The 23597-nt window shown below is 50.9% G+C and carries 24 protein-coding genes; 5 read left to right on the plus strand and 19 right to left on the minus strand.

The genetic code is table 11. The features are described 5' to 3' along the window. Positions 1 to 15: 15 nt before the first annotated feature. From srlA to C8J48_RS17645, 10 genes are all read right to left on the minus strand, one after another. The gene (gene srlA / locus C8J48_RS17600) at positions 16 to 543 is read right to left on the minus strand and encodes a PTS glucitol/sorbitol transporter subunit IIC (RefSeq protein WP_107728571.1); all 528 of its coding nucleotides are present in this window, start codon (positions 541 to 543) and stop codon (positions 16 to 18) included. Between the two features lie 20 nt (positions 544 to 563). Then, on the minus strand, positions 564 to 950 hold the full coding sequence (locus C8J48_RS17605) for a transcriptional regulator GutM (protein ID WP_245891282.1): 387 nt from the start codon (positions 948 to 950) through the stop codon (positions 564 to 566). Positions 951 to 964: 14 nt separating this feature from the next. Beyond that, the gene (locus C8J48_RS17610) at positions 965 to 2254 is read right to left on the minus strand and encodes a dihydrolipoamide acetyltransferase family protein (protein WP_107728573.1); all 1290 of its coding nucleotides are present in this window, start codon (positions 2252 to 2254) and stop codon (positions 965 to 967) included. A 15-nt stretch (positions 2255 to 2269) separates the two neighbouring features. Continuing rightward, positions 2270 to 3256: an alpha-ketoacid dehydrogenase subunit beta gene (locus C8J48_RS17615; protein ID WP_107728574.1), complete on the minus strand. Its 987-nt coding sequence runs from the start codon at positions 3254 to 3256 to the stop codon at positions 2270 to 2272. A gap of 14 nt (positions 3257 to 3270) precedes the next feature. Then, positions 3271 to 4242: a thiamine pyrophosphate-dependent dehydrogenase E1 component subunit alpha gene (locus C8J48_RS17620; RefSeq protein ID WP_107728636.1), complete on the minus strand. Its 972-nt coding sequence runs from the start codon at positions 4240 to 4242 to the stop codon at positions 3271 to 3273. Between the two features lie 351 nt (positions 4243 to 4593). Next, entirely contained in the window at positions 4594 to 5358 is a 765-nt protein-coding gene (locus tag C8J48_RS17625) for a DeoR/GlpR family DNA-binding transcription regulator (RefSeq protein ID WP_107728575.1), read from the minus strand. 37 nt (positions 5359 to 5395) lie between these two features. Beyond that, on the minus strand, positions 5396 to 6862 hold the full coding sequence (locus C8J48_RS17630; RefSeq protein ID WP_245891283.1) for a rhamnulokinase: 1467 nt from the start codon (positions 6860 to 6862) through the stop codon (positions 5396 to 5398). A 41-nt stretch (positions 6863 to 6903) separates the two neighbouring features. Further along, entirely contained in the window at positions 6904 to 8130 is a 1227-nt protein-coding gene (gene rhaI / locus C8J48_RS17635; RefSeq protein ID WP_107728576.1) for an L-rhamnose isomerase, read from the minus strand. 19 nt (positions 8131 to 8149) lie between these two features. Next, entirely contained in the window at positions 8150 to 10222 is a 2073-nt protein-coding gene (locus C8J48_RS17640) for a bifunctional aldolase/short-chain dehydrogenase (RefSeq protein WP_107728577.1), read from the minus strand. A 101-nt stretch (positions 10223 to 10323) separates the two neighbouring features. After that, entirely contained in the window at positions 10324 to 12057 is a 1734-nt protein-coding gene (locus C8J48_RS17645; protein ID WP_107728578.1) for a purine-cytosine permease family protein, read from the minus strand. A gap of 323 nt (positions 12058 to 12380) precedes the next feature. Between C8J48_RS17645 and nadE the strand changes: the two genes are divergently transcribed. The 4 genes from nadE to C8J48_RS17665 all read left to right on the plus strand — a co-directional run bounded on the left by nadE (position 12381) and on the right by C8J48_RS17665 (position 16204). Next, positions 12381 to 13208, plus strand: coding sequence for an ammonia-dependent NAD(+) synthetase (gene nadE / locus C8J48_RS17650; protein WP_107728579.1), 828 nt, complete (start codon positions 12381 to 12383; stop codon positions 13206 to 13208). 278 nt (positions 13209 to 13486) lie between these two features. Then, the gene (gene fdhD, locus C8J48_RS17655; protein WP_107728580.1) at positions 13487 to 14338 is read left to right on the plus strand and encodes a formate dehydrogenase accessory sulfurtransferase FdhD; all 852 of its coding nucleotides are present in this window, start codon (positions 13487 to 13489) and stop codon (positions 14336 to 14338) included. A 221-nt stretch (positions 14339 to 14559) separates the two neighbouring features. Then, entirely contained in the window at positions 14560 to 15471 is a 912-nt protein-coding gene (locus C8J48_RS17660; RefSeq protein WP_107728581.1) for a cytosine permease, read from the plus strand. Further along, positions 15464 to 16204 carry a GNAT family N-acetyltransferase gene (locus tag C8J48_RS17665; protein WP_107728582.1) on the plus strand — a complete coding sequence of 247 codons (741 nt, stop codon included), beginning with the start codon at positions 15464 to 15466 and terminating at the stop codon, positions 16202 to 16204. The genes C8J48_RS17660 and C8J48_RS17665 overlap by 8 nt, the downstream gene beginning before the upstream one ends. Before the next feature lie 146 nt (positions 16205 to 16350). On the opposite strand, the gene sigB is transcribed toward C8J48_RS17665, so the two are convergent. From sigB to C8J48_RS17710, 9 genes are all read right to left on the minus strand, one after another. After that, positions 16351 to 17136, minus strand: coding sequence for an RNA polymerase sigma factor SigB (gene sigB / locus C8J48_RS17670; protein WP_107728583.1), 786 nt, complete (start codon positions 17134 to 17136; stop codon positions 16351 to 16353). After that, on the minus strand, positions 17096 to 17584 hold the full coding sequence (gene rsbW, locus C8J48_RS17675) for an anti-sigma B factor RsbW (protein WP_107728584.1): 489 nt from the start codon (positions 17582 to 17584) through the stop codon (positions 17096 to 17098). Before rsbW ends, sigB begins: the two co-directional genes overlap by 41 nt. 15 nt (positions 17585 to 17599) lie before the next feature. Further along, a complete protein-coding gene (locus tag C8J48_RS17680; RefSeq protein WP_107728585.1) occupies positions 17600 to 17917 on the minus strand; it encodes an STAS domain-containing protein in 318 nt (105 codons plus the stop codon). Between the two features lie 64 nt (positions 17918 to 17981). Further along, positions 17982 to 18983, minus strand: coding sequence for a PP2C family protein-serine/threonine phosphatase (locus tag C8J48_RS17685; protein WP_107728586.1), 1002 nt, complete (start codon positions 18981 to 18983; stop codon positions 17982 to 17984). Positions 18984 to 19219: 236 nt separating this feature from the next. Then, the gene (locus C8J48_RS17690) at positions 19220 to 19570 is read right to left on the minus strand and encodes a type II toxin-antitoxin system PemK/MazF family toxin (RefSeq protein ID WP_107728587.1); all 351 of its coding nucleotides are present in this window, start codon (positions 19568 to 19570) and stop codon (positions 19220 to 19222) included. A gap of 4 nt (positions 19571 to 19574) precedes the next feature. Beyond that, positions 19575 to 19850, minus strand: a complete 276-nt coding sequence (locus tag C8J48_RS17695) for a CopG family ribbon-helix-helix protein (protein ID WP_107728638.1) — start codon at positions 19848 to 19850, stop codon at positions 19575 to 19577. A gap of 263 nt (positions 19851 to 20113) precedes the next feature. Further along, entirely contained in the window at positions 20114 to 21271 is a 1158-nt protein-coding gene (gene alr / locus C8J48_RS17700) for an alanine racemase (protein WP_107728639.1), read from the minus strand. A 16-nt stretch (positions 21272 to 21287) separates the two neighbouring features. Continuing rightward, a complete protein-coding gene (locus tag C8J48_RS17705; RefSeq protein ID WP_107728588.1) occupies positions 21288 to 21728 on the minus strand; it encodes a hypothetical protein in 441 nt (146 codons plus the stop codon). A 235-nt stretch (positions 21729 to 21963) separates the two neighbouring features. Then, positions 21964 to 23010 (minus strand): oxidoreductase, encoded by a 1047-nt coding sequence (locus C8J48_RS17710; RefSeq protein WP_107728589.1) that lies wholly within the window; start codon positions 23008 to 23010, stop codon positions 21964 to 21966. Between the two features lie 239 nt (positions 23011 to 23249). Between C8J48_RS17710 and C8J48_RS17715 the strand changes: the two genes are divergently transcribed. Then, positions 23250 to 23585, plus strand: coding sequence for a hypothetical protein (locus C8J48_RS17715; RefSeq protein ID WP_107728590.1), 336 nt, complete (start codon positions 23250 to 23252; stop codon positions 23583 to 23585). Positions 23586 to 23597 lie beyond the last annotated feature (12 nt).

Consider the following 23597-nt stretch of genomic DNA (forward strand, 5'->3'; position numbering starts at 1 on the left):
CCCTCCTTTTATGAATCAGGATTGAACAACTCGCCGCTTCATCATGAACTTGGTGATATACTCGGTCACAATTCCCCGCAGCAGGATTACGAGTAAACCAACAATAAAGTAGCGGATGGCCAAGGGACCCAGAGACAGATTGAGCTGGGTAATCCCGGCTGCAATCCCTGTATAGACGAACAATTCTGCCGAGTTCGCGTGGGGAAATAGCCCCGTAATCGGATGGACAAAAGAAACAGCAGAATCGTAGAAGGCTGGCTTTTGGTTTTCCGGCAAAAATTTACCGAACGTATACGCCATCGGGTTAGTCAGGAAGAATACGGCCAACAACGGAAACAGCGTATATCGCAACAATGTAAAACGGGTGCAAAAGCGGGCAAACCGGGTAATCCGCTCTTCCCCCACAAACTTGATGAAAGCATTCACCACCGTAATCAGGCAGATCAAGGTGGGAATGATTCCAGTCACCAGACCGACAAACGTTTCACCGCCTTTTTGGAACATTCCAATAAACCCTTCTGCCAGATGGACAAAGAAATCCATATCCTTTTCCCCCTTTCGGATTAGACCGCTGCTCGCGTCTGACGCGCCTCCTCCACCTTTTCAACAGCCATATTGAGCGCCTGTTCCCAGGAGGTTCGCGGCTGAATCTCTTTCAAATCCTCAACCACCTTTCCCACCAGGGAGGGCTCATCACGAAAGCGAGCGAAAACGGAGACACCGGCCAATTTGCGGCAATGGGTAACCACACCCGCCGGATCGGTAACCAGGATGGCTACCGCCCCGGCCCCCCATCGGTTTTTGCGCACACCCACTCCCAGATAGCCGGAAGACTGACGCTGCAACTCAAAAAGTTGCCGCTGATAGTGGCGCGATTGCAACAATGTCAGGCTGCCCTGGATAACCCAAAACAGGACAAACAATAGAATAAACATCCCCCATGTACCCATCATTTCTCCCTCCTTCAAACGAGCAAGATTTCCGGTTGTTCCAGCGTTTGCTTAACGGTCTGTAGGAAGCGGGCGGCAGGTGCTCCGTCCAGCACCCGGTGGTCAAAGGAGAGGCTAAAGGTCGCGATCGGGCGCAGTTTGATCTCCCCGTCAACCCCTACGGGCTTTTCCTTGATGCGGCCCACTCCCAGAATTGCAGATTCCGGCTGATTGATGATCGGTGTAAATCCATCCACTTCATACATGCCCAGATTGCTGATGGTAAAAGTGCTTCCCGACAGTTGATCCGGTGTCAACGTTTTCTCGCGGGCCGCTTGGGCCAACTCCTTGCACTCCTGGGTCAATTGAGCCAATCCTTTACGGTTGGCGTCTCGGATAACGGGAACCAGAAGCCCCTCTTCCACGGCGACGGCCAAGCCCAAGTGAATATGCGAATGGCGTAGGATCTCTTTCCCCTGCAAGGAAGCATTCACTTCCGGATGCTGTTTTAAGGCGAAGGCGCAGGCTTTCAAAATGAGTTCTGTGTGGGACAGACGATACCCCGTCTGTTGTTCCACCACCTCCAACAACTGCTGACGTGTCTCGATGGCAGCACCCATGTCCACATCAGTAAATAAGGTAACATGGGGGGCACTAAAAGCGCTCTCCGCCATCCGTCGGCCTACGGTTTCCCTCATTCCCCGATAAGGGATGATCTCTCCTTGCGACTTTTGGGAAATCTCTCTAGACAAGGACGGCTTGTCCATTGACTTGCGGGTGGCGTATACTTCCACGTCTTCGCGGTGGATTCTCCCTTTTCGCCCTGAACCCGTCACCTCGTGTAAGAAAACCCCCAATTTTCGAGCAGTCCTGCGGGCGGAGGGAGTGGCACGAATCGTTTCCAAACCCGACAGAGGCGCTTCTGGGACTGCAACGGTAGACTTTGGCGTCGTTACGGATGCCCCTTTTGCACCACTGAACCCTTCCTTTCGGGGGAGTGCTGATGAATTTTGCCTAAGCTTGGACACAGAAGATTCCAACTCCAATTCATCTTGCTTGGATGGCCGCCCTTCTGGCACCACCTCCCCTTCCTCTCCGATATAGCCGATCACTTCGTTAACGGCGACTTCCTCATCGGGCCCGTGAAGAATGCGCAGCAGCGTCCCCGATGTGTAGGCCTCCACTTCGATATTGATCTTGTCCGTCATCACTTCCAGAATCGGCTCCCCTTCCTCTACAGGGTCACCCGCTTCTTTAAACCATTGCAGAATTGTCCCTTTTTCCATCGTCATCCCCAACTTTGGCATCCAGATCGCTTGAGCCATGTTGTCTCCCCCCTTTCATATCACCTTGGCGACCATCTGTTCAATCGCCTGGACGATGTCCTCTTCCTGTGGCACGGCGGCTTTTTCCAACTGCGGATTGTAAGGGATAGGCACTTCCTTGCCACCCAGCCGAACAATGGGAGCGTCCAGATAATCGAAAGCTTCGCTCTCAGCGATCATGCTGGCGATTTCCGCTCCGTATCCACCCCGTTTTACCGCTTCATACACCACACAGGCGCGCCCTGTCTTCTTCACCGATTGGATCATCGTCTCCTCATCCAGCGGCACCAGGGTACGAGGGTCTACCACCTCCACCTCGATCTCTTTTTTCGCTAAGATCTCTGCCGCTTGCAAGGCTTTTGGCACCATGATGCCGGTGGCGATGACGGTGACATCTGTTCCCTTTCGTTTCACTTCCGCTTTTCCCAAAGGGATGGAGTAGGGCTCCTCTGGTACCTCGCCCTTTGTTTTGTACAGGAGTTTATGTTCATAAAAAATGACGGGGTTATCATCCTCGATGGCAGCCTTTAGCAGTCCTTTTGCATCGTAGGGAGTGGAGGGCTGCACCACCTTTAGACCGGGTACGTGGGCCACCCATGCTTCTAGGCTTTGCGAATGTTGCGCCGCCGCCCCGGTGCCTGAGCCGGAGGGGGTGCGAACCACCATCGGCACCTTTGCTTTGCCGCCAAACATATACCGCATTTTAGCCGCTTGATTAACCAGTTGGTCCAGTGCAATGGTGATAAAGTCAGAAAACTGAAGCTCCAGCACCGGCCGCATGCCCGTCAAGGCGGAACCTGCCGCCGCACCGGCGAGGGCGGATTCGGAAATCGGCGTATCCCGGACCCGTTCTTTTCCTAGCTGTTCCTGCATACCGCGAGTAACACCGAAAGCACCGCCGTAGATACCGATATCCTCTCCAAAGAGAAAAACGTCCGCATCTGCTTCCATCGCTTGTGTCAACGCTTCACGAACCGCTTCCAAATACGTAATCTCCCGCAACAGCCATCCCTCCTTTATGCAAAAACATCTTCTTCCAACGACTTCAGGGGTGGAAACGGACTCTCCTCAGCGAATCGCACCGCCTCTTCAATCTCCTCTTTCGCCTGTTTCCGAACCGCTTCCGCCCGATCTTCATCTAAGATGCCCTCCTGAATCAATTGTTCCGTGTACCGCTTAATCGGATCGCGCCTGTTTCGCCACTCCTGCTCTTCCTCGCGGGTACGGTATTTCTTGGCGTCGCTCTTGGAGTGTCCTTTCCAGCGATAGGTTTTTGCTTCGATCAGAGTGGGACCGTCTCCAACACGTGCTCGTTCAGTCGCTTCTGAGACCGCTTTCATTACTGCAAACAAATCATTACCGTCGATGGTAACGCCGGGAATGCCGTATCCCAATCCCCGCTCCGAGATATTTTTCACCCGGAACATCTCCTTGGTGGAACCGGACATGCCATACTGATTATTTTCACAGATAAAAATAACGGGTAGGTCCCAGATCGCCGCCAAGTTGATCGATTCGTGGAAGCTCCCTTCATTGGCCGCCCCATCTCCGAAGAAACAGATAGTCACATAACCGAGATTTTTCAGTTTAGAAGTTAGCGCCGACCCCACAGCGATGGGAATACCCCCTCCCACAATACCGTTGGCACCCAAGTTACCCAGGTCCAGATCGGCGATATGCATCGAGCCCCCTTTTCCTTTGCAATAGCCCGTCTCCCGACCAAAGAGTTCTGCCATCATCCGCTTGACATCCGCCCCTTTGGCGATGCAATGTCCGTGTCCCCTGTGAGTACTGGTGATTTTGTCCTTCGGTTGCAACACCGCACACGCCCCAGCGGCAGTTGCCTCCTGTCCCACGCATAGGTGTGTTGTTCCGTGAATCGCCCCTTTGGCAAAAAATTCGTCCACTTTTTCGTCAAAATACCGAATCAACCACATCTGATGGAGCAATTCCGGGAGAAGTTCCCTTTTGATCGGAAGTGTATCCATGGAGATCAATTTGTCTCCCCCCTCACACTTGAATGTTATCGCTTACATTTTACAAATGTTCATTTCAGTTACATTTGTTAAACTCACCTTCATGCTATGAATTTGACAGAAGATTGTCAATGGAAAATATAAGAAAAAAAGAGCCTTGTCGCTCAAGACCAACACGATTTTCTCCTCTGGATCGACGATTTGGCCGGCCTGCAACAATTTCTACAAGAAAATGATCCCAACCCCTCCAAACCGAATGAAGCGATAGCATACAAAAACACCCCGCCGAATAGCGGGGTGTTTTTGTATGCGGTTGTTTCAGTTGATATGGACATGATTTATCCACGCTAAATGGTATTCACTCTACTCCACCCTCTGCACAGGCAGTCCCCTCTCACTCAATCGCTGCAACACCTGGGGAGAGGATTGGGTATCGGTGATGATTGCATCGATCTCTTTCCAATCTGCAAAAACGGCGAAGGTCCTTCTATCAAACTTACTGTGATCAATCAACAAGGTACTGTGGTCGGCGATGGCGATCATCCGCCGTTTCAGCTGTGCTTGCCATTCGTTGGAGTCGCTTAAACCACTTCTTAAATCGGCTCCTCCGCAGGAGAAGAACAGTTTGTTTACATGGTATCCTTCCAAGGAGCGCTCCGCCAAAGGGCCGATATACGACAAGGAACGCGGTGATAAAGCTCCTCCGGTAGAGATTACTTGGATATGCATGCGATCGGCCAATTCGACCGCCACTTTGATGGAGTTGGTTAAAACCGTCAAGGGTATATCCGACAACAACCGTGCCATTTGCCAAGCGGTGGTGCTGGCGTCAAGAAGGATGGTATCCCCTTCTTCCACTCGTTTTACCGCTTCCCGAGCAATGGCTGTCTTTTCGGTGACATAGGTAATCTCCCGCTCCTGGAAGGATGTCTCCCGCTCCCCATTTTTCTTCAGGGTGACGGCCCCGCCGTGACTGCGGAGCAATTTCCCCTGAGACTCCAACCGTTCCAGATCCCGACGGATGGTTTCTTCCGTCACCCCAAATCGTTTCGCCAATTCGGTGACGCGAATACTCCCCTCCCGATCGACACTCGCCACAATCTCATGGCGCCGTTCCGCGACTAACATTCCCTTCCCTCCACTACTTTGCAATTCCTGTCACTCCCTATCTTATCACCTTTTGAAACCGTTCATAATGGTCATCCCAGCGTTCGGTTTGCGCTGGTTCGTAAGTTTTGCGGGGGAAAGAACGAGCAACCAACCTCCGCCCCTCTTCCAAGGAGGAGATTTCCTTGGCCGCCAGCAATTGCATCAGCAAATTACCGATGCCGCTGGCTTCCACCGGACCCGCAACTACTGGACGTTCACACGCGTTCGCCGTCCATTGGCACAGCGACCGATTCTGTATGCCTCCCCCTACCATGTGCAACACTTCAATCTTTTTCCCGATCAATTCTTCCAACCGTTCCAACGTCCATCTGTATTTAAAAGCGAGGCTCTCGGTAACTGTTCGCAGTAGGGACCCGTCGGAGATTGGAATTGGTTGTCCGCTTTCTGAACAGGCGTTTCGGATACGGTCCGACATCGACCCCGAAGCCAAAAAGCGTCGATCATCGGGGTCAACAAAGGCAAGGAAAGGCGGTTCTTCTGCCATCAGCTCCGTCATTTCTTCCCATGTATAATCCTTTCCCTGTCTCTCCCACTCCCGCTTAATCTCCTGCAATAACCACAACCCCATGATGTTTTTTAAAAACCGAAACGCCTCTACTCCCCCTTCATTGGTAAAATTGAGGGCAAGTGCACGCTCGGAACAAATGAGACGATCCACTTCCGTTCCCAGCAGAGACCAGGTTCCACTGCACAGATAGGCGGAAGGCTGCGATCCGGAGGGAACCGCTGCAACCGCTGATCCGGTATCATGAGTCGCCACCGCGATCACATTGATCCCCGTTGCTCCCAATTCCGCCGCCACCGCCGGCATCAGTTTGCCGAGATTGGACCCTGGAGAGACGACATCGGTAAACAGTTGCTCCGAGATGTCCAAGGCTTTCAGCAGAGTGGAAGACCAGGTGTTTTGCACTGGGTTGAACAGTTGGGTCGTGGTGGCGTTGGTATACTCGGTCACTTTTTGACCGGTTAAAAAATAATGAAAAAGATCGGGTATCATCAGAAGGGTATCCGCTTGCTCCAAATGTAAATCATTCGCTTCCTTTAGCGCCGCCAGTTGGTATACAGTGTTAAAGGGGAGAAATTGAATCCCCGTCTCCCGAAAAATCTCGCCGCGCGGTATCCTTTGGGTCACTTTTTCCATGATGCCATCGGTACGGCGGTCCCGGTAGTGAACCGGGTTTCCCAACAGGCGTCCCTTGCTGTCCAACAAACCAAAATCGACCGCCCATGTATCGATTCCTAGGGATGCAATCGGCTCCCCTTCGTGACAAACCCGGCGAATTCCCTGTTTTACATGGTGGAATAGACGCAAAAAATCCCAATGCATCGTCTGATGCACGGTTACCGGTTCATTTGCAAACCGGACTTTCTCCTCGACTGCAAGCCGTTCTCCGTCAAATGTACCGGCCAAAAGACGTCCACTCGCCGCACCTAAATCGACGGCCAATCCCTTCCACGCCACTAACCTTCCCCCTTTCCGTTATATAACATTCAACCATTTCTTCACCAACTGGCCCCTCCCACGCCGCGATCCTGGATCTTCTCTACGTAACCGCTTTCTAAAAACGCCTTCATCGGCTCCGGCGGCAGCCCCCTCTCTTCCCGTACCATGTGCAACAGGGGTTCCACATCCTGCTCAAACGCTTCCCTCACCGCCGCTTCCGCCCGCAAGACATCCAAGTCAACCTGCGCCTCCTCCAACTCCTTCCAGTTGATGAGAAGAGCTTTGGCATACAAGGTTTGCACATTTAACACCGACCGAATCATCGCCGGAATCTTCGGTTCAATGTTGTGACTCTGGTCGATCATATAAGCGATGCGCTCCGCCGTCCTGCGTGCACCGGCGTTTTCTTCCTCCCGTAAAGCGGCCACGATTTGATAGAAGATCAGAAAGATTTCATAGGGATTGGTGGTTCCCACAATCAAGTCGTCATCCGCATATTTACGCCCATTGAAGTGAAATCCGCCCAGCCGTTCTTCGTCTAACAGATACGCCACGAGATGTTCCACATTGGTTCCCTGGGGATGATGGCCCGTATCGACCAGAACCTCCGCCTGAGGGCCCAATTTGGTTGCCAGATTGAAAGCCATTCCCCAGTCGGCCAGATCGGTATGATAAAAAGCCGGCTCAAAAAATTTATACTCAATCAGGAGTCGCATTCCTTGATCCAGCTCCCGGTAGGTCTCTCTAAGCGCCTCCTCCATCCAGCGCTTACGCTTACGAATATCAGCCTGCCCTGGATAATTGGTGCCGTCCGCCAGCCATAAGCTGACGATGTCCGATCCCACTTCCCTGGCGATTGCGACACATTCCCGTAAATGCGCCGTCGCTTTGCGCCGGATCGCTTGATCGGTATGGGTGATGCTCCCCAACATATAATCATCATCTTGAAACAGATTTGGATTGACGGCACCGATCTTAATGCCGAGGGACTCGGTGTGTTCACGCAAGCGGCTGTAATCGTCCACTTTGTCCCAGGGGATATGAATCGCCACACTGGGGCTTAATCCGGTAAAGCGGTGCACTTGTGCGGCGTCTTCCATCTTTTCAAAGGTCGTTCGGGGAACACCCGCTTTCTTAAACACCTGAAAACGAGTGCCTGAATCCCCGTATCCCCAGGAAGGGGTCTCGATTTTAAGCTGTTTCAACCGTCGCTTCACTTCTTCCAACGATATCCCACGATCCGCTTGATGGGCTTCAAACACTTGTATCCTTGCATCGTTTATCATCGACCTTCCTCCTTTTGTTTTATCGTGTGAAAGCGGCGGGCACTCCGCCATCCACCGTTATCATACACCCCGTCGTCTTCGCCGCTTTCGATGAAGCCAAATACAGAACGGTCTCTGCGATATCATCTGGATAGACATTGACCTGGAGAAGCGTTCGTTTGCGGTAATACTCTTCCAATTGATCCGGCTCAATGCCATAGGCCGCCGCCCGCTCTTCCCGCCAGCGGGAAGTCCAAATAGCGGAGCCGGACAAAACCGCATCGGGCAACACCGTGTTGACGCGTATCCCGTATGGGCCGCCTTCTGCCGCAATACAACGGGCCAAATGAGCCTCCGCCGCTTTGGCCGTGCTGTATGCCGCGGCATTTTTGCCTGCATATACGGAATTCTTTGAACCGATGAAGACCATGTTGCCCCCTAATCGTTGTGTTTTCATCAGGGCGAAGGCCTCCCGCGCCACAAGAAAATAGCCGGTGGTTAAAACATTGAGGTTCCGGTTCCATTCATCGAGAGATGTCTCTTCCAAAGGGCTGGAGGTGGCCAAGCCGGCGTTATTCACCAAAATGTCGATCCCGCCAAAGTGGTTGACAGCTTCTCCGTAAGCCGCTTTCACCATCCCTTCATCTGTCACATCCATGCCGATGGACACAGCTCGCTTTTCTCCCGTTTGCTCGTTTAACTCATGGGCCAACTGGGCTGCACCCTCCTGATTTAAATCGGCCAAAACCACATGGGCACCTTGTTGTACCAACTTGCGTGCGGTGGCACCGCCGATTCCACCCGCTCCCCCTGTGATAAAAGCCACCTGCCTGGAGAATTCTGCCTCGGGCGGGGCGAGGGAAAGCTTATACAACTCCAATGGCCAATATTCCACATCAAAGGATTCCTTCTCATTTAAGGAGACAAAACTTCCCAGCACCGAGCTTCCTTTCATCACCGCAATCGCCCGCTGATACAGCTGTCGGCTGATATCGGCCATTTTTTTGCTTTTGCCTGTCGTCACCATCCCGATGCCGGGGATGAGAATGACACGGGGAACCGGTTCAAACATCGCATCACCGTCCTGCTGATTCCGCTCAAAATAGTTTCGGTAATCGCTTTCATAACGATTGATTCCTTCTTCCATGCGCCGCTTCAATTCCCTTGTATCATGCTCAGCGGGATCCCAATCCACATACAGGGGCAGCCGTTTGGTATGGACGAGATGGTCGGGGCACGCCGCCCCCACCTGAGACAAACGGGGAGCATCCACGCTATTGACAAAATTCATCACCGCATCGCTGTCATCCACACTTACAATCATTCGCTTCTCCCGGCTGACCCGGCCGCGAATCAGAGGTAGGATCGCAGTGAGGATCGCTTTTCTTTCATCAGTGTTGAGAGGTTTCGCCTTTTCGCCGTTAAACAATTGCTCGCCAACACTTTTTACACGTGTCTCAATATAATCTTCCGCCGCTTGGATCACCTTCATCGTCGATTGATAACATTGCTCCGAAGTCTCTCCCCAGGTTACCAACCCGTGTTTTTCCATCAGGACCAACTCTGCCTGCGGGTTCGCTCGTACCTTTTCTCCGATTATTTTTGACAATTGGAACCCTGGTCGGATATAAGGAACCCAGACAAAGCGGTCGCCGTAGATCTCCCGTGCGATCGCCTCCCCGTCTTCCGTGCAACAGATACTGACGATCGCATCAGGATGGGTGTGATCCACATGGTTAAAAGGGAGAAAAGCATGCAAAAGGGTTTCAATCGACATGCGCGGATGTTGGCTGTCCATCATACAATGGCGGAGATAAGCAACCATCTCCTCATCCTCCATCTCATCCCGTTCAAACAAGGGCAGTACATCATCCAAACGTAAAGCGGTGAAATGTTCCGACTTCATCGTCGCTAAGTCGGCTCCACTTCCTTTCACCCACATCACAGCGACTTCCTGCCCCATGAAGTCCCATTCCACGGTCTTCATCGAAGTATTTCCTCCGCCCCAGTTGGCGACGGAACGGTCTTGCCCCAATAAATTGGAACGGTAGACCAGCTCCTCTATTCCCGTAAGTGGTGCCGCTTTTTCCTGCTCCCATAAATTCACCGGCAAAAAAATCCCCTCCAAAATGTTTGTTTTATTTTTGATTATATCTGTTTTGTTGGGTTATCAGAAGAGATTAAGTGGAAATGTCCAAACCACACTTTTGGATTTTACAATGATGGGGTTCTTGATGATACGCTTTCTTTACTCTGTTCCTTTTTACCGATCCAGATGGTAGCGGATACAAAATAGATTAAAGACGGAACGAGGGCGAGTGCCTTATACTCGTCCAATTCCATCATTCCTGCAAACACTGCTCCTGCCATCCCTAACAATGCCAAAATCGCCAACAAAGCAGATGCACCGGCCACTTTTATCCTCGTGGAAGATATTTGCGATCCGGGATGGGGTGAAATCCCTTCGGCTTCAATTGCTTGTTCCTGTCTAATTTGTTCCTGGCGCTGTTTTTCCTCTCTTTCCGCTTCCGGATACTGTTCTCTAGCTCCCCCCAATCCCGCCAAGATAAGATAAGCCACCATCGTCACCACCCAGGTGGGTACAAACAAAAAGTAGAGGTGGATGATCCCGAAAGTATCCATGCACACGGCGAAAGCAACGCCGATCATCCAGCTGGCCAACGCTGGCACATTAAGGCGCAATCCCTTGTATTGAGCCCAATACCGTGTATAGCCGATTTTGGGAAAGATCCAATGTTCGGTAAAAACAATGGTGCCAACGGGAACTAAGATCAATCCCATGTATCCGACAAAATCCAGCAGCTTGGTAAACACAAAGGGAAAACAGGCGATAACAGTGGTAACGGCGCCGGTAATGGCGGTTACCCTTCTGACGGAGTAGCGGTGGAAAATCGTTTGAAATGCGAGTCCCGCCCGATACAAGGTAGGGTTAGAAGTAGTCCACCCGGCAATGATCACAGCCAAGATCCCAACGGCTCCCAAAGCTTGATAGGCGACTTCACCGGAATCTAACTGAGCGATCGACGTATTTAACACCATCGCGGCGGCAGCCCCCATAATCCCGGCACAAATCCAAGCGATGTAATGTCCGAAAAAGACGCCCACGGCGGAAGCGTACCCATAGCGATAACTTTTGGCAAACCGAAAGATAGCCATATCGCTCAATCCTCCATGCATCGCCAAGTTGGCGATCCAGGCAAACGCCATCACATGAAGCATCCCCATCTCTTCCCCGCCACCCATTGGTTGACCGGTCCAGATATGAGCGTTAGCCAGCTGGAGGAAATCTGAAACCGAGTGCAATCCCGAGACGGTACCACTCATTGCAACCAGCTCCGGCAGCATTACCACGGCGCCGCTAATAAACATCAATAACAGCCATGGCGCACAGATGGAAGAAAATTGAGCGACGGATTTAAAGCCCATCGCAGCCACAATGGCGACGATGGAGCCAATGATCAAGACGAGAAAGATAAAAGAAGCGCTTGTTGGATACCACTGCGTTTGCACCGGAATCCCAAACAAAATCCGGACGGCGGAAGCGGCAACGGTGATCATTGCTCCACCCAGTACGCAGTACAACACACCGTTAACCGCATTGTATACTTTTTGCATGGATGGACCGGCGATCTTTTTCAAATACGAATAAAGCGTCAAACGAGTATCGGTGGCAATCGGCGCACAAATAAACGTCCAAGTCAACACCGCCAGCAAATTACCGAAAATCAATCCCAGCAAGACGTCCGCAGCACTTACTCCCCACAGAACAAACGTCGCCCCGATCACAAACTCCGTGCCGGCTACATGCTCCCCCGCAAACAACCCGAGAAAGTGTCGCAACCCATGCAAACGGTGCTTGGCGATAGGTTTGTCCTCCTGTGGCAGTTGACCGGTATCCAGTGTCCCTGCCGTGTAACCCAGTTTCATGCTATCCTCTCCATCATCGAAATGTAAGCGCCTACATTTCTGATTATACAGATTTATGGGCGTTTGTCTATTGTTTATATTTGTTTTTGTTTGTATATGCCCGTTTTAGACACCTCCGTTCCTGTAATGGAGAAACGGAATCAACGATCAAATCCATCACACTGAATCTCCGGTCATGGCATGGCGACGGGCTTTTTCCCAGTGCAGTTTCTCAACTGCAATTCATTTTTCGCTGATGTGAGAAACATTACCAGACACGCAATGTAAAAAAACCAAACATATGATATAACTGAGGAGAACACTCCCTAAAGGAGGATACTTGTATGAGACCGCTGCAACGAGAAATTATCGACGAATTGTACGTCCGCCCTTCTATTGAGCCGGAACAGGAAGTGCGGGTGCGCATCCAATTTATCAAAGAATACCTGCGGCATACCGGAGCACAGGGGTTGGTTCTCGGCATTTCCGGAGGACAGGATTCCAGCTTGGCTGGTCGTCTATCTCAACTAGCCGTAGAAGAGCTGCGCCGGGAAACCGGGCAATCGTCTCGCTTTATCGCGATGCGCCTCCCCTATGGAATCCAAAAAGATGAGGAAGACGCACAGCGCTCCCTTCGCTTTATCCAGCCGGACGAGACCCTGACCGTCAATATCCAAGAAGCGGTAGATGCGACTACACATGCCTTCCAGCAAGCCACGGGCCAAACCTTGTCTGACTTTGTCAAAGGGAATGCCAAGGCGCGGGAGCGGATGAAGGCACAATATACGGTAGCCGGCGCCTACCATTTATTGGTGGTAGGAACGGACCATGCCGCTGAAGCGGTAACTGGCTTTTTTACCAAATTTGGAGATGGCGCTTGTGACCTGATCCCCCTATTTGGACTCAACAAGCGGCAAGGAAAGGAATTACTGCGCCACTTAGGGGCGGACCCCGCCATTTATGAAAAAGTGCCGACAGCCGATTTATTGGACGACCGACCGGGACAAGCCGATGAAGCGGAGCTGGGCTTAACGTATCCCATCATTGACGATTATTTGGAAGGAAAAGAAGTGGATGAGCAAGCGGCCAGCTTAATTGAAAACAAATTTCTCGCCACCCGCCACAAACGCGCGCTTCCCGTTTCTCCCTTTGACGAATGGTGGAAAGCGTAAAACTGTACACTAAAAATCTGGCCGCTGACACGCAGTTTCAAAATTGATGACAAATCACTGAAATGGTTAGAAAACAGGGAGGAGTGGTGTTCCGTTGAGCGACTCTGCCACGCATGGAGCCAGACGGATTACCACCCCGACCGTTCCACGATGTTTGCCGCAAACTGCCGCTGATACGGCAGTTTTTTCTTTAATTTCTTCCATTGCATTCCCTTGCCAAGTGGGATAGCGTTTATAATGAGGGAATTTTCAATTTTAAACGAACAGGGGGATGTGTGATGGCAAAAGCACCCTATTCACACTCTTCTCGTCGCTGGGTGGAAGAGGTACGGGCTACCTCGCGCAAACGGAAACCGGACGAGGTAACCGTGGAAGAGCCGATGGAGATCCGGCTGCTTCCCTTTCAGGCGCGGGAAGCCTTCTCTGTGGCGGTAACCATGCGTACTCCCGGCCATGATTATGAGCTGGCCGCCGGTTTCTTATGGACGGAGGGGATATTGGATCATCCTCAACAGATCCATCGTATTCACTATTGTCGCAATCCCCGCGAACCACAACATTTCAACATTGTACAAGTGGCGCTCAGGGAAGGGGTTGACCTGAATTGGAAGCGCTTCACCCGTCACTTTTATCAGAGCTCCAGTTGTGGTGTCTGCGGCAAAGCTTCTTTGGAAGCCATACGGGTGCAAGGGGTTTCTCCCGTCACGCGCGCTTTCCAAGTGCCTCCCGCCACCATTCGTACTTTAGGCGATTCTCTGCGGCAAAAACAGTCCGCCTTTGATCGAACTGGCGGGCTTCACGCCGCCGCCTGGTTTGACCTAGAGGGCCGTCTCATCGCCGTACGGGAGGATGTTGGCCGCCACAATGCAGTGGATAAACTGTTGGGTCATTTTTTTCTGGCTAACGGTGAACCCCTAAACGACGGTATCCTGATGGTGAGCGGACGCACCAGTTTTGAAATCATGCAAAAAGCAGCTGTGGCCGGAGTCGGACTGGTAGCCGCCGTATCTGCTCCCTCCAGCCTCGCCTGCGATCTGGCGCAAGAATTTGGGATCACGTTGATCGGCTTTGCTCGCGGGAATCGGTTCAACATTTACACTGGGGAGGAGCGAATTGCGGAGGAAGATTGAGGTGTTACGAAGCGAAAGAATTTTCATCAAAAATTTGTATTAGATGTTATACACCTCAAAAAAGTTATTCTTTACTGATTGATATTTTTTGTTACCACTCTATCTTGTAGACCTCCTATCAATCCCCTTACGTTCTTTCCAACTCTAAATTTCATTTATAAACCCTATCAATATTTATATATTTCTTCATTGCGATATTGAAAATAATATCGAAATAACTTATGCCATGGGTAGCGGTCATCGGTGGGCTCGTGATGACCACCACGGCCACAGTAGGCTATGTTGCGATTGAACGTTTGAGTATTGTCGCGGTTCCCCTGAGGCTGTTTCTGATGGGGGGACTCATTGGAAAGATTATGGGATCAGAGGGGAAAAGTGAGTGGCTGTTCGCGCTTCCGAAAGGAGACATCACCCTGACGATGGGTTCTGCCATCTCCATGGTGATGGCCAGCTGGATGATGATTGTTGTCGCCTGTCCCGATCTGGCACGCTGGGCCAAAAGTAAAAAAGATGCCTTTTATGCCGGTTTTTTCGGTTTCCTATTGGGTAATAGCGTCATGATTTGTCTGGCGATTCTATTAGTAAGAATGACGGGAATTGAAGATGTTATTCTTATTATGCTCTCTGTCGGTTGGGGAGTTTTTGCGCTTCTGATCTTGGTTTTGGCTCAATGGACCATCAACGACAATCTGTTGTATTCTGCCGGTTTGGGGCTTTCCAGCTTAATCCGTCATACGCCGAAATATATGCTAACCATGATTTCAGGACTGATCGGCTCTGCCATCGCCTTTTTCCAAATTCATGAGTACTTCAATGTATTCCTCACAGTTATCGGAGCACTTCTTTCACCGGTTGCTGCCATTTATCTGGTTGAATTTTTGTTTTTAAATCGAACGCGTTTTCTCTTCTCTTTTATTCAAGACAAAAAGATCCCCTCCTTTTATTGGACCGCGATGATATCCTGGGTATTGGTATTTATAACAACGCCTACAAATGACGGCGGCCTGGGCTGGTTTTCTATCACGGGGGCATCCAGCTTGGACGGCTTTTTATTTGCTGGACTTTTTCATTTGCTGATCGGTAAAATCACGCAAAAAATGAACGTACATAAAGGGGAGGTCGCCGATGTCTAGATTTACAATATATACGGCGGCTGAAAAACCGGAGTTGCTCACCAGAATCAACACCTTGGCAAAAAATTCATTTCCACGCTTCATCTTTGATGGGGAGGTTGTCTTTAAGGAGCAGTCGGATTCGTTTCTAGAGCACTACCCTGAGTGTCAGTTCGCCTTATTCGACGGAGAAGAAATGGTTAGCGGGGGTGTCACCGTCCCGCTGTCTTGGAACGGATCGATGGAGGATCTACCAGAGACAACGGATGACTTTATCCCATTTCAATACCAATCACCCAATGTTCTCTGTGCGCTAGCCGGTTTGGTCGCGGACAACCATCGCGGAAGAGGAATCAGCCGGGATGTGTTATTGGCAATGAAGCGCATCGGACAAGAGAAGGGGTTTTCGTCATTAATCGCTCCCGTCCGCCCCAATCACAAAGAGCGCTATCCATTGTTGAGCTTGGATGACTATATTCACTGGAAACGGGAGGACGGAGCGCCGTATGATCCTTGGATTCGCGTTCATTGGCGACTAAAGGCTCCGATGTTAAAAATTATGCCGAAGGCGGCGGTCGTTCGCGGCACGATTCGCGAATGGGAAGATTGGACTGGCATGCGCTTTCTGAGCAGTGGTCCCTATGTGGTTCCTGGAGCCTTGGTACCAGTGGAAATGGATTTGGAAAAGAACGAAGGGGTCTATTTAGAGCCAAATATTTGGATGGAGCATCAAATCGAACCGTATGATGAATAGAGAACAAATCCCGCTCTCGGCGGGATTTGTTCTCTATTTAGGCCCTTCGACCGTTTGCACCTTTGCGGTTTGCTCCTGTTTCCGTTTGGCAAAACATAAAAAAACCGCGGCATGCGGATACCAGCGGCTTTTCTAACAAAAATCTTTTATATAATTTCAGTCGGTTCCATGCGGATCGCCTCCCGCAGCTTGCGTAGAGCGCGCCGTTGCAAGCGGGAAACGTGCATTTGCGAGATCCCCAATTGTTCACCGGTCTGTTTTTGGCTCATGTTATCAAAAAAAGTCATCTCAATGATATCCCGTTCCCGCTCGGTTAGCACTTGGAAAGCGCGATCCAGCAGCATTTTCTGGTCAACCTGATCATATCCGCGATCCGCGTTGCCCACTAGATCAAGCAGGGTCACATGACTGCCGTCGCTGCTAGCCTCGATGGGACTATCGACTGAAACCGCATTGTAGCTTCGCCCCATCTCCATCGTTTCCAGCACTTCCTCTGGACTTACTTCCAGATAGGTGGCGATCTCATCTACTTGGGGAGAGCGTTGATACTGGATGGTCAGCTCTTCGACCGCCTTCTTGATGCGCGGCCCCAGTTCTTTAATGCGGCGGGGAACATGAACGCTCCAGGTCTTGTCCCGAATGTAGCGCTTTATCTCCCCGACAATCGTCGGAACGGCAAATCCCTCAAAACTACGTCCAAAGGTGGGATCATACCGTTTCAGGGCTGCAAGCAGGCCGATCATTCCCACTTGGGTCAAATCCTCAAAGGGCTCATTCCCCTTGGAAAATTTGGAAGCCAGCGTCTCCACAAGCGAGGTGTAGTGTTCCACCAGCTTCTCCTGAACGCTTTCATCCCCCTCTTCTTGGTAGAGGTGAATCATATCAAGGATATCACCATCGGTTAGATTGCGTTTTTGCGGGCGAGTCGACATCATGATCCACCTCGTCCCTTCGAATAAACTTGATGAGTGTCACAACCACTCCTCGACTCCCATCGATGACCACTCGATCCATCAAGGTCTCCATCAGATGCAGACCCAACCCCCTTTCCCTCATCGCAGTCAACGGCAGGCAGGTATTAATCGGACCGGAGCGCCGTTTCACAGTGTCGATGTCAAAACTGTTGCCTTCATCTTTCACTACGACTTCAAGTCGATCCTGATGAATTTGAAACCGGATCACAATTTGACCCGCTTTACCGGAATAAGCGTGGTCCACTGCGTTGGTGCAGGCTTCCGCAACGGCCAGCTTCATATCTTCGATGTCATCATAATCAAAGCCCATGCGGTTGGCGATGCCGGAGACGGCCAACCGAACCACGCCCACATATTGGGCCTTTGCAGGTATGGCCAATTCGATCTGATCGCTGGAATGCACCACTCAAAACCACTCCCCTTACGCTCCGTCTTCAATGTCTATAATTTCCGTCAGTCCAGTGATTTTCAACAGCCGCTTCAGACGCGGGCTTATTCCCGTCAGTACCAATCGACCCTTTTTCGCGCACAAGGACTTATAAGCACCGATCAGGACACCCAACCCTGTGCTGTCCATATAATCGACTTGCGACAAATCCAGATGGATTTCGCGGTTGGCCTTGCACAAGGGCATCAGCTTTTCCCGCAGTTGCGGCGCGGTAAAGGCGTCCACTTCTCCCGATACGATTAACGTAGTTACATTTGCTTCATGTGTCCGTTCTTCTATCGATACATTCATAATCTCCCTCAACCTCCACTCCTGAGACTTTTCCCTGGCCCCTTTTCTTTCAAACCTATGACAATCACGGCTGACGCCGAAGCATAAGGATCGTTTGATCGTCCTTTTGCTTATAGTTGGCCCGTTCATACAGCTCCTGATAGATCGCTTCCACCGCCTGTTGACTGGGCTGATCGATATAAGGTGCAATCAGCTCTAGTAAGCGTTCCCGTCCCAGGAACTGCCCATCGATCCGCGCCTCCGTCACTCCGTCGGAAAAGAGGATAATCGCATCCCCCGGTTCCATGTACAGTTCGTACTCTTCATAAGTGACATCTTTGGTTACACCTAACACCAACCCTCGGGTCGTCATATCGCGAAATTCCCCGCTGGCACTGTGATAATATAAACCCGGTTCATGTCCGGCGGCAGCATAGCGAAAAAGGTGCCGTTTACCATCGTATACCCCATAAACCATCGTGATGAACATGCTTGGATCAACGTTCCGTTCCACCACAATATTGAGGCGGCGCAAAATATCCGCAGGCCCCAATGGATGATCCAGCTGATCCATCGCATATTTGATCATGGACATACAAAGGGCGGCGGGGATTCCTTTTCCGATGATATCGGATAAGGCGACGCCGACGGCTCCACATCCATGATCGACAAAATTATAATAATCGCCGCTCATGCGGTTGGCGGGAACACTGATCACGCCCACATCCAGCCCTGACAAAGAAGGAGGCGCATCAGGAAGTAACGTCTGTTGCATCCCAACAGCCACTTCAATCTCATATTCCAGCTCTTTTTGCCGGCTGAGTAAATTTTCGTGCTCGCGCAAGGAAATACCGTAACCGATCATCATCTCAATCAGAACATCAAAAGAATCCCGTACGGAAGGAGGGAGATCCGGCAGTTCGCTTTTCACCGCTTCTGCATGGTAGCTGACCATCTCTTCCGGAGGGATTTTCTGTTCCATCATCCATTTGCTCATCTGTTGAGCGGCATACAGATGGTCTTCACTCTTGTCCCGCAGGTAAGAGGTGAGTAACTCCCGATATTGTTGTATGATTTGTTCTTGCATCCTGCCACCTCATATCTATGGCGTCAACGCCACCCTGCTTCACAGCCTTACTATCATCAAGATGAAGGGGGAGGGATATTTGAGTCTGTACTTCGCTTACAAAAATCCCTTCCTTTATTCAGATCATCAATAGCCCATCATAAACTTTCCTTCTATTATACATGTCCTACCGCTTTCTTGTCAGATGAAACCACCACAAAAAAGAGAGGGGCTATTCCCCTCTCCCATGCGCGACCTTAAAAATCGATAAGACCTAAACTGATATTGAGCGCCTCATTCACCCGTACCATCATCTCGTCATCCAGATGGGTGATCTTATCCGTCAGGCGCTGTTTATCGATGGTACGAATCTGCTCCAGCAAAATTACAGAGTCCCGGTCAAACCCGTAAGATTTTGCATCGATTTCGACATGTGTCGGCAATTTCGCCTTTTGGATCTGAGCGGTGATCGCGGCGATGATTACAGTGGGGCTAAACCGGTTTCCGATGTTGTTTTGAATTACCAAAACAGGCCGAACCCCACCTTGTTCTGATCCGACCACTGGAGAAAGATCGGCAAAGTATACATCGCCACGCTTCACAATCAAATGCTTACACCCCGCTAACCAGACGAATCGTCTTGTCGTCAGCTTCTTCTTCCGCCTCAAACGCTTCCGAAGCAATATTTAAGTTAATCTTAGCCATTTCCATATAACCTTGTTGCATCATTTCCCGGATCAACCTTTTTTTCCGTTCATGGAGGTACATTTTCATCGCTTGGCGGACAAGTTCGCTGCGGTTTGAATTTTCCTTTTCCACCAGCCCGTCTACTTCTTGGAGCAAATGCTGAGGTAGGCTAATCATGATCCTCTTCGTCTCGGACAACATACGCACCCCCAACCAATCATCACCGTTGGAAATTCCCTTTTCAATACTACCATTATGATAAAGCTGTTGCAAAAATATACTTTGGGCGTTTATCCACCAATCGTAATCAACAGGCAAAGAGTATCATCCATCGTTCTCAATCCGCTGTTAAACATCGTCAAACCACGATCACATTGGATCAATTTATCCAATGACAATATTAAAGGTATTCGATTGGAATGGCAAAATTCCTGCTCAACGCGTTTGGATTCCTGCTTCCGCCGTCAGAGCTTTTGCAATGGGGATAAAAGCAAGTTGCGGATATGAACGCGTTTGCCGGAGCGCGTATAAATACGAGGGATACGACGGTCCAGCATGCAAGTGACCTCATAAGAGATGGTACCGAGGAGATCGGCCACTTCATCCACGGTGACCACCTCCTGTTGCTGCTGTCCGTAAAGGACCACTTCATCCCCCACTTGTACCGGCATCGCATCGGTGACATCCAGCATCGTCTGATCCATGCAAACGCGACCGATCACCGGTACCCGCCGCCCCCGTACTATTGCCGTTCCCTTATTGGAGAGGGCGCGGCTGTATCCGTCGGCATACCCGATTGGCACGGTGGCTATCCAGCGTGTACCGTCCACCACCCGCGTCTTTCCGTAACTGATGCCGGTTCCCGCTTGTGGACGCGCCAACCGTGTAATCCGCGTTTTTAAGGTAAGGGCCGGTTGCAGTTTGACCGCATCCGGGTTGACATCAGGGGAAGGATAGTAGCCGTACATACTGATCCCCACTCGCACCATTGCATGGGCGTACTCTGGCAGATCAATAGTGGCAGCGCTGTTGGCGCAATGGACCAGCGGGATCTGAATCCCCTCTGCTCCCAATCGTTCCACTACCGCACTTAGACGGCGGTGTTGTTGACGGGCATAGCTCTTATCCGCTTCATCAGCGGTAGCAAAGTGGCTAAACAAGCCCTCAATCACCACCCCAGGCTGGTTGTGCCATTGTCGGATTAAAGCGACCGCCTCATCCGGCTGCACACCCAGCCGCCCCATACCTGTATCCACCTTAACGTGAACACGGGCCGTTTGCCCGCTTTGACGGGCGGCATCTGCAATCGCCACAATTGTTTCACCGTCAGATACAGTTAATGCCACATCCAACTCCATCGCCCGTTGTAACCCTCGCTGCGGAGTATGGCCTAAAATCAGGATCGGCGCTTGTATGCCAGCCTCCCGCAACTCTTCCGCCTCATCCAAAAACGCCACCGCCAAATCGGTAGCACCCGCTTTTACAGCCGCTTGCGCCACTGGTATCGCCCCATGACCGTATGCATCTCCCTTGACGGCTGCCATCAGACGAACACCGGGTGTTAACCACTGCAAAAACTGCTGCACATTGTGGGCGATGGCATCCAAATCCACCTCCACCATCGTATCGCGATAGCCTTCATTGACCACGACGTTTCAGCCCCCGTTTGTTTAGCTCCAACTGTGTATTAAGATCTTGTAAAAAATCGTCCGTTACCAATAGAGCACACTTTCTTCCCTCAATCTCAAATTGATTGGGAAACTCAAAGGCCGGTTTCACCTGACTGAGTGCCACTTCCTCTCGTTGTTTCCCCCAGTAAATCACCAGACGATCGTCAAACAACCGATAGCGTGGCCGCTTCCATACCAACAGCACAGCCGGAACTACAGCCATCACCACAAACCCCCATCCAAGCACCGTCAAGATAAACGGCAGGGAGCGCAACTCTTCAAACATGGGCAATGCCACCAGCAACCCACCCAAAAACAGCCCGATCTCGATCAGGCGCTGGATACGATTTTTTCGATAGAGCAAAACTGTATAAGACGTCCGTTCATCGCGGACGGGTTGGTCAGCCATCTTTTCCTCCTGTAACCGCTAAATTCTACTAATTTTAACACAATCTAAAAATGAAATCAGGTTTGTTGTTTTATCCATATTATAGGAATCCGAAAGTTTAAGCCTGCGCGCGAAGATAGAGACCGGCCAGGTCCACTCTGCCACACCTGGAATATCGTCGCCTCCTCACCCTAAACGGTTTTCGCTTAAGTTGCACGGAAAAACATCCACTTTCAAAGCCCTTACATGTAAACAATCACCACGGCAATGTGCGCCCCTGGGCATGACTCTCCATCGCCAGCTCGATCACACGGATCACACGTGTCGCTTCGGCGGCAGTCACCGGAATTGCAGCCGTTCCTTTCACAGCATCCCGCACTTTTTGATAATAACATTCATAGGCACCGGGACGGGTAGGTACCCTTTCAAAGAAAGCTTGTCCATCTACATCAAGGGAGAGGGTGGCATACAGTCTAGCATCGTCCTCTCCCCACTCCGGCTGTCCGGGTCGCTTCCCTGCCTTTAAGGCCTCTTCCTGACTGTCTAGACCAAATTTGATAAAACTGCCCCGATCTCCGTGTACCTCAAAGCGAGGGCTTTCCCCCTTCACCATGGAGCCGCCGCGCAACACAACTCGTCGTCGCTCACCGTATGCCAGTACAAGATGAAAGTAATCCGGCACCGCTGTTCCCTGCCGCTGTGCCAATACATCCGCCGTCACTGTTTCCGGTTCTCCAAATAGAGTCAAAACCTGATCGATCAAGTGAGAACCCAGGTCATACAGCGTTCCCGCTCCCACTTCATCCCGTTCGCGCCAACGATCCCGTACGTGCGGTCGGTACCGGTTCCACTGGGCGTGATAGGTGTGCACTTCTCCCAGACGACCCGATTCAATACAAGAGCGTAAGGTGAGAAAATCGTTATCCCAGCGCCGGTTATGGAACACACTCAGCACCCGCCCGCGCTCCTTTGCCAACTTATCCAGCTCTTCTCCTTGCCAGGAGTGGATGACAAAAGGTTTGTCCACCACCACATGTTTACCGGCCAAAAGCGCCTGTCTAGCCAAGGAAAAGTGGCTGTCATTGGGTGTTGCCACCACCACTAAATCAACCACAGGATCGGAAAAGAGCGCCTCCGCATCCGCTTTTACTTCTACTTGTGGATGCGTCCGTATCACTTCTTCCCGCTTGCTGGTAGTAACGACCGACACCCAATTTAGTCCTGGAACCGACTCAATCAATGGAGCGTGAAACACCGACCCAGCCAATCCATAGCCGATAATACCGACACGTAAGGATTTCATGACTTTTTCCCCTCCCGTTCTCTTCTGTTCCCATGGTACCACTGCTTTCTCGCTTATGCCACGGTCATGGACAACACCAAAACTGCGAGTAGATGCGAATAATAATATAGAAGGAACGAAAAATATCTGAAAGCCCGATTTGTTGATAACCATTAATGGTAGGGGTTTTTGAAAGAGAAGTGCCTTTTGCTGTATCAGAGGTTCGTTCCGTAGAGAAAGAGCAAAACGAGGGGTTTTCAATGAAAAAAAGAGTGATCAATGCCGTAAAATGGTGGCTCTCCATTGCTGCCTTTCTTTACTTTATGCAGTGGTTCGACTATGTCGCATTCGCTCCCACCGCTGGTTTTTCCAATGTTACACTCTCCTTTAACCATTCTTTTAATCTGCTTATGCCCGCTGCTTTTGCCCTGGTATTCTTTTTTATCGGGTTGCCACAAAAGAAAGGGATGGATGCCGACGGATACGCATCGACAGAGCGTAAGGTGCGCCGTTTTTTGCGCGTGCTGGGTTGGATCGGAGGTGGATTGTTGGTTGCCTATCTTGCCTGGGGCGTCTGTCGAATTATCTGGATTTAAAGCGATAAAAAA

Origin of the sequence: Desmospora activa DSM 45169, assembly GCF_003046315.1 — a bacterium.
GTDB classification, from domain to species: domain Bacteria; phylum Bacillota; class Bacilli; order Thermoactinomycetales; family DSM-45169; genus Desmospora; species Desmospora activa.

What these genes read in the sequence shown, in the direction of transcription:
- srlA (WP_107728571.1), bottom strand. Translation starts at nt 543, where the DNA reads ATGGATTTCTTTGTCCATCTGGCAGAAGGGTTTATTGGAATGTTCCAA.
- C8J48_RS17605 (WP_245891282.1), bottom strand. Translation starts at nt 950, where the DNA reads ATGGGTACATGGGGGATGTTTATTCTATTGTTTGTCCTGTTTTGGGTT.
- C8J48_RS17610 (WP_107728573.1), bottom strand. Translation starts at nt 2,254, where the DNA reads ATGGCTCAAGCGATCTGGATGCCAAAGTTGGGGATGACGATGGAAAAA.
- C8J48_RS17620 (WP_107728636.1), bottom strand. Translation starts at nt 4,242, where the DNA reads ATGGATACACTTCCGATCAAAAGGGAACTTCTCCCGGAATTGCTCCAT.
- C8J48_RS17625 (WP_107728575.1), bottom strand. Translation starts at nt 5,358, where the DNA reads ATGTTAGTCGCGGAACGGCGCCATGAGATTGTGGCGAGTGTCGATCGG.
- rhaI (WP_107728576.1), bottom strand. Translation starts at nt 8,130, where the DNA reads ATGATAAACGATGCAAGGATACAAGTGTTTGAAGCCCATCAAGCGGAT.
- C8J48_RS17645 (WP_107728578.1), bottom strand. Translation starts at nt 12,057, where the DNA reads ATGAAACTGGGTTACACGGCAGGGACACTGGATACCGGTCAACTGCCA.
- nadE (WP_107728579.1), top strand. Translation starts at nt 12,381, where the DNA reads ATGAGACCGCTGCAACGAGAAATTATCGACGAATTGTACGTCCGCCCT.
- fdhD (WP_107728580.1), top strand. Translation starts at nt 13,487, where the DNA reads ATGGCAAAAGCACCCTATTCACACTCTTCTCGTCGCTGGGTGGAAGAG.
- C8J48_RS17660 (WP_107728581.1), top strand. Translation starts at nt 14,560, where the DNA reads ATGCCATGGGTAGCGGTCATCGGTGGGCTCGTGATGACCACCACGGCC.
- C8J48_RS17665 (WP_107728582.1), top strand. Translation starts at nt 15,464, where the DNA reads ATGTCTAGATTTACAATATATACGGCGGCTGAAAAACCGGAGTTGCTC.
- sigB (WP_107728583.1), bottom strand. Translation starts at nt 17,136, where the DNA reads ATGTCGACTCGCCCGCAAAAACGCAATCTAACCGATGGTGATATCCTT.
- C8J48_RS17680 (WP_107728585.1), bottom strand. Translation starts at nt 17,917, where the DNA reads ATGAATGTATCGATAGAAGAACGGACACATGAAGCAAATGTAACTACG.
- C8J48_RS17685 (WP_107728586.1), bottom strand. Translation starts at nt 18,983, where the DNA reads ATGCAAGAACAAATCATACAACAATATCGGGAGTTACTCACCTCTTAC.
- C8J48_RS17695 (WP_107728638.1), bottom strand. Translation starts at nt 19,850, where the DNA reads ATGTTGTCCGAGACGAAGAGGATCATGATTAGCCTACCTCAGCATTTG.
- alr (WP_107728639.1), bottom strand. Translation starts at nt 21,271, where the DNA reads ATGGTGGAGGTGGATTTGGATGCCATCGCCCACAATGTGCAGCAGTTT.
- C8J48_RS17705 (WP_107728588.1), bottom strand. Translation starts at nt 21,728, where the DNA reads ATGGCTGACCAACCCGTCCGCGATGAACGGACGTCTTATACAGTTTTG.
- C8J48_RS17710 (WP_107728589.1), bottom strand. Translation starts at nt 23,010, where the DNA reads ATGAAATCCTTACGTGTCGGTATTATCGGCTATGGATTGGCTGGGTCG.
- C8J48_RS17715 (WP_107728590.1), top strand. Translation starts at nt 23,250, where the DNA reads ATGAAAAAAAGAGTGATCAATGCCGTAAAATGGTGGCTCTCCATTGCT.